Origin of the sequence: Massilia sp., assembly GCF_032106685.1 — a bacterium.
Lineage (GTDB): Bacteria > Pseudomonadota > Gammaproteobacteria > Burkholderiales > Burkholderiaceae_D > Telluria.
The window spans coordinates 58,803-73,269 of the sequence record NZ_DAMCPG010000009.1 but is presented as its reverse complement, the minus strand read 5'-3'; the positions used below and the strand labels follow the sequence as shown (position 1 = coordinate 73,269).

The following is a 14,467-nucleotide window of genomic DNA, read 5'->3' as shown; positions in this document are numbered from 1 at the left end:
GCCCTACGGCTTCATAATCCTGCCTGATCCCTTTTTTCCACCCTGGACAACCAACATGGCCGCGACCGCCGACGAACTGATCGACACCCCAGAACAGCCGCAACCCTTCCTGAAGACCGACATGGGCAAGAAAGTGCTCATCGGCGGCGGCGTGGCTGCGGCACTGGCGCTGATCGTGGCGGTCTGGCTGTGGAACCAGTCGCCCGACTATCGCGTCCTGTACGCCAACTACAGCGACAAGGACGGCGGCGCGATCACCGCGGCGCTCGACCAGATGGGCGTCAAGTACAAGTTTTCCGAAGGCGGCAGCGCCATCCTGGTCCCGGCCGAACAGGTGCCGGACCTGCGCCTGAAGCTCGCCTCGCAAGGCCTGCCCAAGGGCGGCAACGTCGGCTTCGAGCTGATGGAAAACCAGAAGCTGGGCGTGTCGCAGTTCCTGGAGCAGGTCAATTACCAGCGCTCGCTCGAAGGCGAGCTGGCGCGTTCGATCCAGTCGCTCGGCTCGGTGGCCGCGGCGCGCGTGCACCTGGCGCTGCCGAAGCCCTCGGTGTTCGTGCGCGACCAGCAAAAGCCGACCGCCTCGGTCCTGCTGAACCTGCAGTCCGGCCGCGCCCTCGATCCGGGCCAGGTCAGCGCCATCGTGCACCTGGTCGCCTCCAGCATTCCCGAGCTGACCGTCGGCAACGTCACCGTGGTCGACCAGAACGGCAATCTGCTGTCCGAGCAACCCAAGCAGAATGGCCTGAACAAGCAGCTCGACGCCACCCAGCTCAAGTACGTCGAGACGGTGCAGCAGAACATCATCAAGCAGGTCGAGTCGCTGATCACGCCGATCGTCGGCAAGGGCAACGTGCGCGCCGAGGCGACCGCCGAGATCGATTTCGCCCAGGTCGACACCGCCGCCGAGATGTATAAGCCGAATTCGCCGCCGGAGCCGCAGGCGATCCGCAGCCAGCAGACCTCGGAGCAGACCGGCCCGGCCACCGGCAACGCCAACGGCATCCCGGGCGCGCTGTCGAACCAGCCGCCGGGCGTGGCCACCGCGCCCCTGGATGGCGGCGCTCCCGGCGCACCCGGCACGGCACAACAAACCGGTCCGACCCGCAAGGACGCGACCACGAACTACGAAGTCGACAAGACCATCCGCTACGAGCAGCGCCCGATGGGCGGCATCAAGCGCCTGACGGTCGGCGTGGTGGTGAACTACCGCCGCTCGGTCGACCCGAATACCGGCAAGGTGACGGTCAAGCCGCTGGCGGCGGCCGAGGTGGCCCAGATCAACGAGCTCGTCAAGCAGGCGATGGGTTACTCGCAGGCGCGCGGCGACACCATGAGCGTGGCCAACGCCCCGTTCGACGGCGTCGACCGTCCGGACGATGCCGGCCCGGACTGGTACAAGGACCCGGCCAACCTGCCGCTGGCGATGGAGGTGGGCAAGTACCTGCTGATCGCCGCGATCATCGCCTTCCTCTACTTCCGGATCCTGCGCCCGTTGCTGCGCCCGGTGATGCACAAGTTCGACGAGGCGGTCGCGATGCCGGAAGAAGAGAAAGAGGAAGAAGCCGAGGAAGATCCCGACGCCGTGGTCAAGCTGGGCGAGGACGGCCAGCCGGTCGGCGAGGAAGAGGAAGAAGCGCCACGGGAGCGCAGTTACCGCGCCAACCTGGCGCTGGCAAAGGAAATGGCGCGTGACGATCCGCGCATCGTGGCAAACGTGATCAAGGCATGGGTGGGTTCGGAATGAGCGACAAGGACAAGGAAGGTATCACCAAGGCGGCAATCCTGATGCTGGCCCTGGGCGAGGAAGAAGCGGCCGAGGTGATGAAGTTCCTCGGCCCGCGCGAGGTGCTGAAGCTGGGCGCCGCCATGGCCGCGATGAAATCGGTGCAGCACGAGCAGGTGGTGAACGTGCTCGAAGCCTTCCGCGACGAAGCCGACGCCCACTCGACGGTCGGCCTCGATTCGGACGAGTATATCCGCGAGGTGCTGACCAAGGCGCTGGGCGACGACAAGGCCGCCGTGCTGCTGAACCGCATCCTGGGCGGCAAGGACGCCTCGGGCATCGAGAGCCTGAAGTGGATGGACGCGCAGTCGGTGTCGGAACTGATCCGCAACGAGCACCCGCAGATCATCGCCACCATCCTGGTGCACCTCGAGCGCGACCAGGCCTGCGAGATCCTGAGCCACTTCACCGAGCGCCTGCGCAACGACGTCGTGCTGCGCATCGCCACCCTGGACGGCGTGCAGCCGGCCGCACTGCGCGAGCTGAACGACGTGCTGACCAAGCTCTTGTCGGGTAACGAGCATATCAAGAAATCCTCGCTCGGCGGCGTGCGTACCGCGGCCGAGATCCTGAACTTCATGAACGGCGAGCAGGAAAGCGCGGTCATGGAAAACATCAAGAACTACGACAACGACATGGCGCAGAAGATCATGGACGAGATGTTCGTGTTCGACAACATCATCGACATCGACGACCGCGGCATCCAGTTGCTGCTGCGCGAAGTGCAGTCGGAAATGCTGATCATCGCCATGAAGGGCGCCTCGCAGGACCTGCGCGAAAAGATCTTCCGCAACATGAGCCAGCGCGCCAGCGAAATGATGCGCGAGGACCTGGAATCGAAGGGTCCGGTGCGCCTGTCGGAAGTGGAAGCCCAGCAGAAGCAGATCCTGCAGATCGTGCGCCGCCTGGCCGACGAGGGCCAGATCGTCCTCGGCGGCAAGGGCGAGGATTCCTTCGTTTAAGCTAATATTCGACGATGAACAAGGACTTGCAGGGCGCTTTCAAGCGCTGGGAAATGACCTCCTTCGGCGACGAGCGGCCGAGCACCCTCGCCGCCCGCATCAAGGAAAAAGAGGCCGAGGAACGCGCCGCAGCTAGCGCTGCCGCATCACGTGCACAACAGGCGCAGCAGTTCGCCGCCGAGCAGGCCGCCGCGGCCGTGCCGGCGGTGCAGCTGCCGACCGCCGCCGAACTGGAAGCGATCCGCGAACAGGCGCGCGCCGAAGGCTATGCCGAGGGCCTGGAGGAAGGCCGCGCCGCCGGCCATGCCGAGGCATATCAGGCCGGCCGCGTCGAAGCCGCCGAAGAGCTGCAAAGCCTGCGCGCGGTCGCCGCCTCCTTCGGCGACGCGCTGGCCCAGGCCGACGAGACCATCGCCGCCGATGTGCTCGACCTGGCCCTGCACCTGGCCCGCTCCATGGTGCGCACCGCCTTCGAGGTGCGTCCGGAACTGGTCATCGGCATCGTGCGCGAAGCGATCGAATACCTGCCGGTGCTGCAGCAGCCAGCCGTGCTGGCGCTCAATCCCGAGGACGTCGACATCGTGCGCGCCGGCCTGGCGGATGAGCTCGACAAGGGCGGCTGGCGCGTCGTCGCCGATCCGAACATTGCGCGCGGCGGCTGCAAGGTCGATACCGCCAGCAACCAGATCGATGCCCAGGCCGCAGCGCGCTGGAACCGCCTGACCCATGCGCTGGGCAAGAACGTGGAGTGGCTCGCCTGATGAGCACGCCCACCCTGGACCGCGGTGTCGATCGTCATACCGCGCGCTGGAAATCCTACTTGGCCGACTGCGATGCGCTGGTCGGCTTCGTGGAGCCGATGCAGGTCTCGGGACGCGTCACGCGCGTGGCCGGCCTGGTCATGGAATGCGTCGGCCTGCGCCTGGCCGTGGGCAGCGCCTGCACGATTCCGCTGCCGAACGGCGCGAAGATCGAGGCCGAAGTGGTCGGCTTCGAGGGCGAGCGCCTGTTCCTGATGCCGCAGAGCGACGTCGAGGGCGTGGTGCCGGGTTCGCGCGTGTTCCCGGTGGAGACGCCGGTGCCGCGTCCGGGCACGGTGAACCATCCGCGCCGGCGCCCGAGCGACCGCGCGCGCCATCTGCCGGTGGGCATGGGCTTGCTCGGCCGCGTGGTCGACGGCGCCGGCCGTCCGCTCGACGGCAAGGGCCCGCTGGAGACGAGCGACGTCGCGCCGATCAATGCGCGCCCGGTCAATCCGCTCGACCGCGCGCCGATCAAGGAGACGCTCGACGTCGGCGTGCGCGCCATCAACGCCATGCTGACCGTGGGCCGCGGCCAGCGCCTGGGCCTGTTCGCCGGCACCGGCGTCGGCAAATCGGTGCTGCTGGGGATGATCGCGCGCTATACCACGGCCGACGTGATCGTCGTCGGCCTGATCGGCGAACGGGGCCGCGAGGTGAAGGAATTCATCGAGCAGATCCTGGGCGAGGACGGCCTGGCCCGCTCGGCCGTGGTCGCCGCGCCGGCCGACAGCCCGCCGCTGATGCGCCTGCAGGGCGCGGCCTATGCCACCGCGATTGCCGAGCACTTCCGCGACCAGGGCAAGAACGTCCTCCTGATCATGGATTCGCTGACCCGCTACGCCATGGCGCAGCGCGAAATTGCGCTCGCAATCGGCGAGCCGCCGGCCACCAAGGGTTATCCGCCGTCGGTGTTCGCCAAGCTGCCGGTGCTGGTCGAACGCGCCGGCAACGGGCTGGAGGGCGGCGGCTCGATCACCGCCTTCTACACCGTGCTGTCCGAGGGCGACGACCAGCAGGATCCGATCGCCGACGCCGCGCGCGGTATCCTCGACGGCCACATCGTGCTGAACCGCCACCTGGCCGAGGCTGGCCACTACCCCGCGATCGACATCGAACAGTCGATCAGCCGGGCCATGCACGGCATCACCTCGCACCAGCACCAGCAGTCGGCGCGCAAACTGAAGCAGCTGTATTCGCGCTACCAGCGCTCGCGCGACCTGATCAGCGTCGGCGCCTATGCGCCCGGCAGCGATCCGGTGCTCGACCAGGCGATCGCGCTGAACGAGAAGATCGAGGAATTCCTGTGCCAGGAAATCCACGAGAACACCAACATGGGCCAGAGTTTGGGGCAATTAGGCGCTCTGTTCGGCTGATTGAACTCGGCCGTGCCTCGCTATACTGAGTCACCATGGCAAATACCTCCGCCCTTGAAACCCTGATCGAGCTGGCCCAGCGCGCTTCCGACGCCGCCGCCAAGCGGCTCGGCGCGGCATTGAAGGCGGTCGAGGAAGCGGAAGCAAAACTGCAGATGCTGCTGGGCTACCGCGACGATTACGCGAACAAGCTCGACCAGGCGCAGATGGCGGGCATCACGCCCTTCGCCTACCGCAATTTCGTCGCCTTTATCGACAAGCTCGACAACGCGATCAACGGCCAGCGCGAAGTGCTCAAGCATGCGAAGTACAAGAGCGAGCAGGAAAAGAAGGCCTGGCAGGAAAGCGAACGCAAGCGCCTGTCCTACCGCACGCTGAACGAGCGCGCGGCCGCCGAGGCGCTGAAGCTCGAAAACAAGCGCGACCAGAAAATGATGGACGACCACGCCGCGCGCACCGTCCGCCACCAACGTTGAACCTATCATGACGATGCAAACGACTTCCCTTCCCTTCCAGGTGAGCGGCGCCAACGGCGCGACCAGCCCGAATGGCCAGGCCCGCGACATGCGCGGCAGCGCGGTGCTGGGCGAAGGCGCCGATTTCGGCGCCACGCTGACGCGCCAGCTGCAACAGCGCCAGCTCGAGCAGCGCCAGGCGCTGGCCCCGCCGCCGCGCGCGCCGCAGGCGCAGCCGGCCGCCCAGCCGCAAAGCGCGGCGAAGCCGCAGGCGCCGGCGAAACCCGCCGCCAACGAAGCGCAAGCGCCGGCACGCGAGGCCGCGAAGGAGCCCGCCAAGGACGGCGCCCAGGCCGACAAGGCCGACGCCGCCCAGGAAACGGCCGGCGCCAGCACCGCCGCCGAGGGCAAGGACGAGGCGGACGCCACGCCGGCCGACGCCAAGGGCGGCGATGCGGCAACCGACATGCTGGCCATGCTGGCCAGCCTCGGCCAACCCGCGCAGGCGGCGGCGCCGGCCGTGGCGGAAGACACCGCCGCGGGCGGCGGCGCCCTGCAGGCGGCGCTCAAGGGCAAGCCCGGCGCCGATGACGGCAAGGCCGCCGTCAAGCCCGCTGCCGATGCGCTCGGCGCCGTGACCGACCAGCCGCAGGACAAGGCCGCGCCCGGCGTCGACCTGCGCGCGCTCGACCTGGCCAGGGCCGGCGAGCAGGCGGGCAAAGCGCAGCCGGACGCCGGCCAGTTCTCGGCCAAGCTGCAGGACAGCATGGCGCACGCCGCCACGCTGAAGGACAGCGCGCCCGCGGCCGTGACCGGCCTGGCGGCCCAGGCCACTGCCCTGCAGACGGCGCAAGCGGCCGGCGCCGTGCCGACCGACCGCCTGAGCGCCCGCGTGGGCACGCCGGCCTGGGACAACCAGGTCGGCCAGAAGGTGATCTGGATGGTCGGCGGCGAGGAACAGAGCGCCACGCTGGAACTGAACCCGCCGGACCTGGGCCCGGTGCAGGTGGTGCTGAACGTCTCGAACGAGATGGCCAGCGTGACCTTCTCGGCCCAGCAGCTCGAGGTGCGCCAGGCCCTGGAAAACTCGCTGCCGCGCCTGCGCGAGATGATGAACGAGAGCGGCATCGCCCTCGGTAACGCGACCGTGAACGCGGGCAGCGACGGTTCCCAGCAGCAGAACCAGCAGGGATCGAGCCGTCCGGGCAGCGGCGGCGGCAATGGCGGCGGCGACAGCGCCGTGGCGGAAACCGCGCCGCGCCAGCGCACCAGCATCCTCGGCGGCGCGGGGGCGGTGGATACGTTTGCGTAATTCGTAGGGTGGGTTCTCGAACCCACCGGTGCGGCCGATGCGCACCCGTTGCGTTGCGGGTGAACGACAACATTGTTCAACCGGCGAAACGGTGGGTTCAAGAACCCACCCTACGCACTGATCCAGCGGCCGTTTGTCGTGACATGGGCGACGACGATATACGGTTGAATTATCGAAAACGATCGCGAAGCCCGCGTTTTTCGTAGGGTGGGTTCTCGAACCCACCGATTCGCCAGGTGGTCCATGTTGTCGCCCACCGGAGACGCAACGGGTGCGCATTCGCCGCACCGGTGGGCTCTCGAACCCACCCTACGCACCACAAACGCCGATCTGACCGGCCTTCCCCCCTCTTTTCAATGCTTGCCGTCGCGCACTTTTTCTCGATAATGTCATCATTACGCACTCCATCTGGCACCGAGGTATCTTGAAAGCGAATCCGAAAACGAAGGCTGCCCCCGCGGCAGACGCAGCGGCGCCGGCAGGCGGCTCGAAGAAGAAGCTCATGATCATCGCGATCGCGGGCGTGCTGCTGCTCGGCGGCGGCGCCGGTGCGGGCTGGTACTTCCTGCACGGCAGCGGCGACGCCGAGGCCCACGAGGAAGCGCCGAAGAAAAAGAAGAAAGAGAAGAAAGCCGCCGTCAAGGCCGAGTACGTGCCGATCGAGCAGTTCGTGGTCAACCTGCAGCCGGGCGAGGAAGGCGACCAGTACCTGCAGATCCAGTTCACCCTGCAGGTCGACGGTCCCGAGCAGGCGCTCCTCGTCAAGGACAACATGGCCAAGGTACGCAGCCGCGTGCTGATGTTGTTGTCGGGCAAGAAAGCCTCCGAGATCAGCACCATCGCCGGCAAGCAGCAGCTGGCCGCCGAGATCAAGGCCGTCGTCCAGGCGCCCTTCGATGAAGGCGGCGACGAGCAGGAAGTGTCCGACGTGCTGTTCACCTCGTTCATCATCCAGTAAAGACGCATCATGGCCGATAATTTCCTCTCACAGGAAGAAGTCGATGCCCTCCTCAAGGGGGTCAACGGCGATCAGGACGACGTTTCCGCGCCTGAAGACACCTCGGGAGTCCGCACCTACAACCTGGCGACCCAGGAGCGGATCGTGCGCGGCCGCATGCCGACGCTCGAGATCATCAACGAGCGCTTCGCGCGTTTGTTGCGCATCGGCCTGTTCAACTTCCTGCGCCGCAGCGCCGAGGTCTCGGTGGGCTCGGTACGGGTCTCGAAGTACAGCGAATTCATCCGCAACCTGGTGGTCCCGACCAACCTGAACCTGATCCACATGAAGCCCCTGCGCGGCACCGCGCTGATGGTCTTCGATCCGGGCCTGGTGTTCCTGCTGGTCGACAACCTGTTCGGCGGCGACGGCCGCTTCCACACCCGCGTCGAAGGGCGCGACTTTACCCAGACCGAGCAGCGCATCATCCTGCGCATCCTCGACATCGTGTTCGAGGCCTATACCAAGTCGTGGGAGCCGGTGTATCCGATCGAGTTCGAGTACATCCGCTCGGAGATGAACACCCAGTTCGCGAACATCGCGACGCCGAACGAAGTCGTGGTATCGTCCACCTTCACGATCGAGCTCGGCCCGGTCTCCGGCCAGATCCACTTCTGCATGCCCTACTCGATGATCGAGCCGATCCGCGACGCGCTGACCTCGAGCATCCAGGGCGAGGCGCTGGAAGTCGACAAGCGCTGGATCCGCCTGATGACCCAGCAGATCCAGGTCGCCGAAGTCGAGCTGGTGGCCGAACTCGGCCACGGCAGGGCGAACTTCGACGAGATCCTCAACATGAAAGTCGGCGACGTGATCCCGATCAGCGTGCCCGAGACCATCCAGGCCACCGTCGACGGCGTGCCGGTGATGGAATGCTCCTACGGCGTCTCGAACGGCCAGTACGCGCTGAAGGTCGAAAAATTGCTGGCCAATAGCGACAGCTTCAAGTAATTCAGGAGAAACACCATGTCTGACACCCAGGACGACCAGAGCCTCGACGACGATTGGGGCGCCGCGATTGCCGAACAGGCCGCCGCCGAAGCCGCCGCCTTGCAGAAGCAGCAGCAGGCCAGCACCGCCGTGTTCCAGGACTTCGGCACCAAGAATCCGCGCCCGGACACGCCGAACGACATCGACTTCATCCTCGACATCCCGGTCCAGCTGACGGTGGAACTGGGCCGCACGAAGATTGCCATCAAGAACCTGCTGCAACTGGCCCAGGGCTCGGTCGTCGAGCTCGACGGCCTGGCCGGCGAGCCGATGGACGTGCTGGTCAACGGCTGCCTGATCGCCCAGGGCGAGGTCGTGGTCGTGAACGACAAGTTCGGTATCCGACTCACTGATATCATCACACCTTCGGAACGGATCAGAAAATTGAATAAATGATGCCCCTGCTCGCCCCCGCCCGCCTGACTGCACACGAATCGGGGGCAGCCGCCCATGCCGCAAGGACTGGCCGGCTGCCTTCTCATTTATTCCGCAGGCGCGGGGCGAGCGCCTTGCTGTCGCTGGCCTGCCTGATGCCGCTGGCGGCCTGCGCGGCCCAGCCGGCCCAGCAGGGTGCTGCCGAATCGCCGGCCGCCGCCCAACCGGCGGCGGCGGCGGCGCCGGCGCAGCAGCAGGCGCCGGCCGCACCCGCGGCGCGCGAGCAACAAGGCGCCGCCATGCCGGCCACCCAGCCGCCAGCCGCCACTCCGGCGCGTACCGCGCCCGCGAACGCTTCCCGTCCCGCCACGCCGGCGCCTGCGGCAGGCAACGCCCCCTCCCCCATCGCCCCGCAGGAACGCGCCACCACCGTCGGCGAAGTGCCGACCACGGCGCAAAGCCCTGAGAACACGCCGCCGGCCCAGGTCGTGCCCGGCGCCCCGGCCGCGATTCCCGGCACCCCGGCCAATCCGGTGACGATTCCCCAGCCGGCGCCCGGTCCCTCGGCCGGCAGCCTGGTGCAGACCATCTTCGCCCTGGTGCTGGTGCTGGCCCTGCTGGCCGCCCTGGCCTGGCTGGCCAAGCGCTACGGCCCGAAGATCGCCGGCGGCGGCGGCAACCTGCGCATGGTAGGCGCGCTCAACATCGGCGGGCGCGAGCGCATCATGGTGGTGGAAGTGGGCGACCAGTGGATCGTGGTCGGCGCCTCGCCGGGCCGCATCAACGCGCTGGCGACCATGCCGAAACAGGAGGCCACAGCGGCTGGCGGCGTACAATCCGGCGCCACGCTGGCCGGCCAGGCGCCGTCGGCGACGAGTTTTTCCGACTGGCTCAAACAGACGATCGACAAACGTAATGCGAAATAAGAAACTCCTGCTGGCCGCCGGCCTGGCGGCGCTGGCAGCACTGCCGCTGCTTGCATTGGCCCAGCCGGGCATCCCCGCCTTCACCACCAGCGCCGCGCCGGGCGGCGGCACCCAGTATTCGCTGCCGGTGCAGACGCTGCTCCTGATGACGGCGTTCACCTTCCTGCCGGCCGCCCTGCTGATGATGACCAGTTTTACCCGCATCATCATCGTGCTGTCGCTGCTGCGCCAGGCGATCGGCACCCAGACCGCGCCGCCGAACCAGGTGATGGTGGGCCTGGCCCTGTTCCTGACCCTGTTCGTGATGGGACCGACCTTCGACAAGATCTATACCGAGGCCTACCTGCCGCTGCAGGAGAACCGCATCCAGATGACCGAAGCGATGAACCGCGGCGCCGCGCCCCTGAAGGACTTCATGCTGAAGCAGACGCGCCAGTCGGACCTGGCGATGTTCGCCAAGATCTCGCGCACGCCGGCCCTGCAGGGCCCGGAAGACGTGCCGCTGCGCGTGCTGATCCCGGCCTTCGTCACCAGCGAACTGAAGACCGCGTTCCAGATCGGCTTCGCCATCTTCATCCCCTTCCTCATCATCGACATGGTGGTGGCCTCGGTCTTGATGTCGATGGGCATGATGATGATGTCGCCGGCGGTGATCTCGCTGCCCTTCAAGATGATGCTGTTCGTGCTGGTCGACGGCTGGCAACTGCTGCTGGGCTCGCTGTCCCAGAGCTTCAACTAGGGGAGCCGCAATGACGCCCGAAACCGTCATGACGATGGGCCGCACGGCCATGGAGATCACGCTGCTGGTGTCGGCGCCGCTGCTGCTGGTGGCGCTGATCGTCGGCCTGGTGGTCAGCATCTTCCAGGCCGCGACCCAGATCAACGAACAGACCCTGTCCTTCATCCCGAAGCTGGTCGCGGTCTTCATCGCCCTGATCGTGGCCGGGCCCTGGATGCTGTCGGTGATGCTCGACTACATGCGCCAGGTCTTCACCGGCATTCCCAACATGGTCGGCTAGTGGCTGGTCGATGCTGACCCTCGCCGCGGCGGACATCAACGCCTGGATCGCCGGCCTGCTGTGGCCACTCACGCGCATCCTCGGGCTGATCGCGGCCGCGCCCCTGTTCGGCCACGCCAGCGTGCCGACCTCGGTCAAGGTCGTGCTCGGCGTGCTGCTGGCCGCCATCATCGCCCCCACCGTCCCGGCCATTCCGGCCATGGACCCGACCTCCTGGGCCGGCCTCCTGATCCTGGTGCAGGAACTGCTGGTCGGGCTGGCGATGGGGTTCTCGATGCGCATCGTGTTCGCGGCGGTCGAGTACGCCGGCGAACTGGCCAGCTCGACCATGGGCCTGGCCTTCGCCTCCTTCTTCGACCCGGCCACCCAGGGCCGCACGGCCGCGATCAGCCAGTTCATGTCGATGGTCGCGACCATGGCCTTCCTGGCCGTGAACGCCCACCTGGTGCTGCTGGCGGCGCTGTCGGAAAGTTTCGTCAGCCTGCCGATCTCGGCCACGCCGCTGTCGCTCACCGCGCCGCTGGAAGTGGTGCGCTGGGGCGCGCGCATCTTCTCGGCCGGCCTGCAATTGTCGATGCCGATCCTCGCGGCGCTCCTGATCGTCAACGTCGCGCTCGGCATCCTGACGCGCGCCGCGCCGCAATTGAACATCTTCGGCATCGGCTTCCCGATCACGCTCGGGGTCGGACTGCTGACGATCAGCGTGGCCCTGCCCTACCTCGGCACGCCGATCGTCAACCTGTTCAACGAAGGCATCGAGGCCGGGCGCCGCATCCCGCGCAGCGCGGCCGAGCGCGTGGCGCCACCGGCCACGCCACCCGCCACGCTGCCGGCGGCGCCCGCCGCTCCCGCCGGCTGATAGTCCGGTAATATTATTGCCTGGAAATCAATAATCTCGAGGCAATTCGTGACCCCGGATCACGAATAATCCCCCGTCTCCAGCCGCGCCCGCCTGCCGCGCACGCGCACAATCACCGCTCGCACTGGACCGGTTGCTGCGCTATCATGAACCGATTGAAACGCGCCCGGCTGGACGCGAGCGCACAACGGTCCCGGAGGGCGCGTTGAACCTGTCACCTTTGCCGCTTGCGGTCTTCGTGGTCGATGCCGAGGGCATGATCACGAGCTGGAACAAGGCTTGCGAAAAGCTGGCCGGCTACACCGCGGCCGACATCCGCCACCAGACGCTGGCCCGGATCGTCGAATTCGACGATCCTGACGGCTCCGCCTTGTCGATCGCGGCACGCGCCGATATCGATTCCACCGGCAACCTGGTCTGTGCCAACGGCAAGCGCCTGCCGGTGCGGATCACGATCGCGCCCCAGTCCTACGATCTGGACCTGCCCGGCAGCTTCAGCGTCATCATGATTCCCCGGAACGGCCACGGACCCTCGCGCTATTCGCTGATCCAGGACCTGCCGGTGGCCGACATCATCGAGGGCCTGCCCTGCGTGTTCTACGTGATCGACCAGAGCGGCCACCTGCTGCTGTGGAACCACCAGCTGGAAGAAGCGCTCGAAATGTCGAGCGAGGAAATACCCACCAGTCAAGTGGAATGCTTCTTCGCGGAGAAAGACCGGCCGACCATCGTGCAGAAGATCATGGACGCCTTCGACCAGCACGGTTCCTCGCACGAGGCCGAACTGCTCGGCAAGCACGGCAAGCGCACGACCTTCCTGTTCCACTGCGTGCGCACCAGCCTCGGCAGCCTGCCCTGCGTATTCGGCACCGGGCTCGACATCACGGCGCGCAAGCAGAGCGAACAGGGGATGCGGGTACGCGAGCGGGCCATCTATTCCAGCGTCAACGCGATCGTGATCACCTGCTATGCGAACGGCAAGAACCACATCGAATACGTGAATCCCGCCTTCGAGCAGATGACGGGCTACGCCCTGGCCGACATCAAGGGCACCGACCCGCGCTTCATGCGCATCGAAGGCTGCGACGTGCAGGAACACAAGCGCATCCACGATGCCCTGGTGCGCAAGGAAAGCGTGCGCGTCGTGCTGCGCAACCGGCGCAAGAACGGCGAGATCTTCTGGAACGACCTGCGCATCGATCCGGTGATCGATCTCGACGGCGACGTAACGCATTTTGTCGCCGTCATCAACGACATCACCGAGGCCCGCCATTACGAGCGCCGCCTGCACCACCTGGCCCACCACGACCCGCTCACGGGGCTGGCCAACCGCACCCTGCTGCAGGACGAACTGAAGCGCGCGATCGAATTCGCTGCGAGCAACGAACTGCTGGGCGCGCTGGCCTTCCTCGACCTCGACAACTTCAAGTACATCAACGACACCTTCGGCCACGAAGCCGGCGACGTGGTGCTGCGCGAAATCGCCAGCCGCCTGCGCGCCAGCGTGCGCGAGGACGACACCGTCGCGCGCGTCGGCGGCGACGAATTCGTGCTGGTCATCCGCGACCAGCCGAGCATCCAGCACGTGGCCGACCTGGTCGAGCGCATCCGCCGCAGCGTCGGCGCGCCGATCGAGGTGGCGGGCAAGGAAATCGTGCCCGGCACCAGCATCGGCGTCAGCCTCTTTCCCCTGGACGGCGACAACGTCGACCGCGTGATGCGCGCCGCCGACGCCGCCATGTACCACGCCAAGAGCCTGGGCAAGAACAATTGCCAGTTCTATTCCACCGAACTGAACCAGGCCGTGCACCGGCACCTGCTGCTCGAAGCCAGCCTGAGCCGGGCGATCCGCAACGACGAACTGACCCTCGGCTACCAGCCGAAAGTCGACCTGCGCACGGGCAAGGTGATCGGCGCCGAAGCCCTGGTGCGCTGGCGCCATCCTGAACACGGCCTGGTCCCGCCCGAGGAATTCATTCCCGTGGCCGAGGAAACCGGCCTCATCGTGCCGCTGGGCGAATGGGTGCTGGCGCAGGCCTGCGGCACCCTCAAGACCCTGCGCGCGCTGGGCATCGAGGACTTCGTCATCTCGATCAACCTGTCGGCGCGGCAGTTGCGCCAGCGCCAATTCGCGCGCCACCTGGCCGAGGTGCTGGAGCGCCATGGCGTCGATCCGCGCATGCTGGAACTGGAAGTGACGGAAAGCCAGCTGATGGACCGCCCGCTGGAGGCGACGCAGGCGCTGGTCGAACTGAAGGCCTTGGGCGTGCGCCTGTCGATCGACGACTTCGGCACCGGCTACTCGAGCCTGAGCCAGTTGCAGAAATTCCCGGTCGACGTCATCAAGATCGACCGCTCCTTCCTCGGCGGCGACCTGCAGGACGGCCCCGCCGTGATCACCCGCGCCATCATCGCCCTCGGCCACAGCCTGAAGCTGAAGGTGATCGCCGAAGGCGTGGAAACGCTGGAACAGCTCGCCTTCCTGCGCCAGCACGACTGCGACCAGATGCAGGGTTTTTATTTCAGCCCGGCCCTGTCCCAGGACAAGCTGCAGGCCATGGTCTGCAACGACGCGCGCCTACCGGGCTAGGCGCCCTCGTGCTTGCCATGACG

The 14,467-nt window shown here is 66.8% G+C and carries 14 protein-coding genes; all 14 read left to right on the top strand.

The features are described from left to right. Positions 1–55 precede the first annotated feature (55 nt). The 14 genes from fliF (at position 56) to RT688_RS07750 (ending at position 14,444) form a co-directional block, all read left to right on the top strand. Entirely contained in the window at positions 56–1,744 is a 1,689-nt protein-coding gene (gene fliF / locus RT688_RS07815) for a flagellar basal-body MS-ring/collar protein FliF (RefSeq protein WP_313704282.1), read from the top strand. Then, entirely contained in the window at positions 1,741–2,745 is a 1,005-nt protein-coding gene (gene fliG / locus RT688_RS07810; protein ID WP_313704281.1) for a flagellar motor switch protein FliG, read from the top strand. The genes fliF and fliG overlap by 4 nt, the downstream gene beginning before the upstream one ends. Before the next feature lie 14 nt (positions 2,746–2,759). Continuing rightward, positions 2,760–3,506 carry a flagellar assembly protein FliH gene (locus RT688_RS07805; RefSeq protein WP_313704280.1) on the top strand — a complete coding sequence of 249 codons (747 nt, stop codon included), beginning with the start codon at positions 2,760–2,762 and terminating at the stop codon, positions 3,504–3,506. After that, positions 3,506–4,921, top strand: a complete 1,416-nt coding sequence (gene fliI / locus RT688_RS07800) for a flagellar protein export ATPase FliI (RefSeq protein ID WP_313704279.1) — start codon at positions 3,506–3,508, stop codon at positions 4,919–4,921. The genes RT688_RS07805 and fliI overlap by 1 nt, the downstream gene beginning before the upstream one ends. Before the next feature lie 35 nt (positions 4,922–4,956). Beyond that, positions 4,957–5,397, top strand: coding sequence for a flagellar export protein FliJ (gene fliJ, locus RT688_RS07795; RefSeq protein WP_313704278.1), 441 nt, complete (start codon positions 4,957–4,959; stop codon positions 5,395–5,397). A gap of 7 nt (positions 5,398–5,404) precedes the next feature. Next, positions 5,405–6,688, top strand: a complete 1,284-nt coding sequence (locus RT688_RS07790) for a flagellar hook-length control protein FliK (protein ID WP_313704277.1) — start codon at positions 5,405–5,407, stop codon at positions 6,686–6,688. A 424-nt stretch (positions 6,689–7,112) separates the two neighbouring features. Continuing rightward, on the top strand, positions 7,113–7,646 hold the full coding sequence (gene fliL, locus RT688_RS07785) for a flagellar basal body-associated protein FliL (protein ID WP_313704276.1): 534 nt from the start codon (positions 7,113–7,115) through the stop codon (positions 7,644–7,646). A gap of 9 nt (positions 7,647–7,655) precedes the next feature. Then, on the top strand, positions 7,656–8,636 hold the full coding sequence (gene fliM / locus RT688_RS07780) for a flagellar motor switch protein FliM (RefSeq protein WP_313704275.1): 981 nt from the start codon (positions 7,656–7,658) through the stop codon (positions 8,634–8,636). A gap of 15 nt (positions 8,637–8,651) precedes the next feature. Further along, positions 8,652–9,071, top strand: coding sequence for a flagellar motor switch protein FliN (gene fliN, locus RT688_RS07775; RefSeq protein ID WP_313704274.1), 420 nt, complete (start codon positions 8,652–8,654; stop codon positions 9,069–9,071). After that, a complete protein-coding gene (gene fliO, locus RT688_RS07770; RefSeq protein ID WP_313704273.1) occupies positions 9,068–9,976 on the top strand; it encodes a flagellar biosynthetic protein FliO in 909 nt (302 codons plus the stop codon). Before fliN ends, fliO begins: the two co-directional genes overlap by 4 nt. Further along, a complete protein-coding gene (gene fliP / locus RT688_RS07765) occupies positions 9,966–10,715 on the top strand; it encodes a flagellar type III secretion system pore protein FliP (RefSeq protein ID WP_313704272.1) in 750 nt (249 codons plus the stop codon). The genes fliO and fliP overlap by 11 nt, the downstream gene beginning before the upstream one ends. A 10-nt stretch (positions 10,716–10,725) precedes the next feature. Beyond that, positions 10,726–10,995 (top strand): flagellar biosynthesis protein FliQ, encoded by a 270-nt coding sequence (fliQ, locus tag RT688_RS07760; RefSeq protein ID WP_313704271.1) that lies wholly within the window; start codon positions 10,726–10,728, stop codon positions 10,993–10,995. Between the two features lie 10 nt (positions 10,996–11,005). Further along, the gene (gene fliR / locus RT688_RS07755) at positions 11,006–11,854 is read left to right on the top strand and encodes a flagellar biosynthetic protein FliR (RefSeq protein WP_313704270.1); all 849 of its coding nucleotides are present in this window, start codon (positions 11,006–11,008) and stop codon (positions 11,852–11,854) included. A 205-nt stretch (positions 11,855–12,059) separates the two neighbouring features. Then, positions 12,060–14,444 carry an EAL domain-containing protein gene (locus tag RT688_RS07750; protein WP_313704269.1) on the top strand — a complete coding sequence of 795 codons (2,385 nt, stop codon included), beginning with the start codon at positions 12,060–12,062 and terminating at the stop codon, positions 14,442–14,444. Positions 14,445–14,467: the final 23 nt, after the last annotated feature.

Coding starts and splice junctions, on each gene's coding strand:
- fliJ (WP_313704278.1), top strand. CDS start 4,957: ATGGCAAATACCTCCGCCCTTGAAACCCTGATCGAGCTGGCCCAGCGC.
- fliO (WP_313704273.1), top strand. CDS start 9,068: ATGATGCCCCTGCTCGCCCCCGCCCGCCTGACTGCACACGAATCGGGG.
- fliQ (WP_313704271.1), top strand. CDS start 10,726: ATGACGCCCGAAACCGTCATGACGATGGGCCGCACGGCCATGGAGATC.
- fliM (WP_313704275.1), top strand. CDS start 7,656: ATGGCCGATAATTTCCTCTCACAGGAAGAAGTCGATGCCCTCCTCAAG.
- fliG (WP_313704281.1), top strand. CDS start 1,741: ATGAGCGACAAGGACAAGGAAGGTATCACCAAGGCGGCAATCCTGATG.
- RT688_RS07790 (WP_313704277.1), top strand. CDS start 5,405: ATGACGATGCAAACGACTTCCCTTCCCTTCCAGGTGAGCGGCGCCAAC.
- fliI (WP_313704279.1), top strand. CDS start 3,506: ATGAGCACGCCCACCCTGGACCGCGGTGTCGATCGTCATACCGCGCGC.
- fliF (WP_313704282.1), top strand. CDS start 56: ATGGCCGCGACCGCCGACGAACTGATCGACACCCCAGAACAGCCGCAA.
- fliN (WP_313704274.1), top strand. CDS start 8,652: ATGTCTGACACCCAGGACGACCAGAGCCTCGACGACGATTGGGGCGCC.
- fliP (WP_313704272.1), top strand. CDS start 9,966: ATGCGAAATAAGAAACTCCTGCTGGCCGCCGGCCTGGCGGCGCTGGCA.
- RT688_RS07805 (WP_313704280.1), top strand. CDS start 2,760: ATGAACAAGGACTTGCAGGGCGCTTTCAAGCGCTGGGAAATGACCTCC.
- fliR (WP_313704270.1), top strand. CDS start 11,006: ATGCTGACCCTCGCCGCGGCGGACATCAACGCCTGGATCGCCGGCCTG.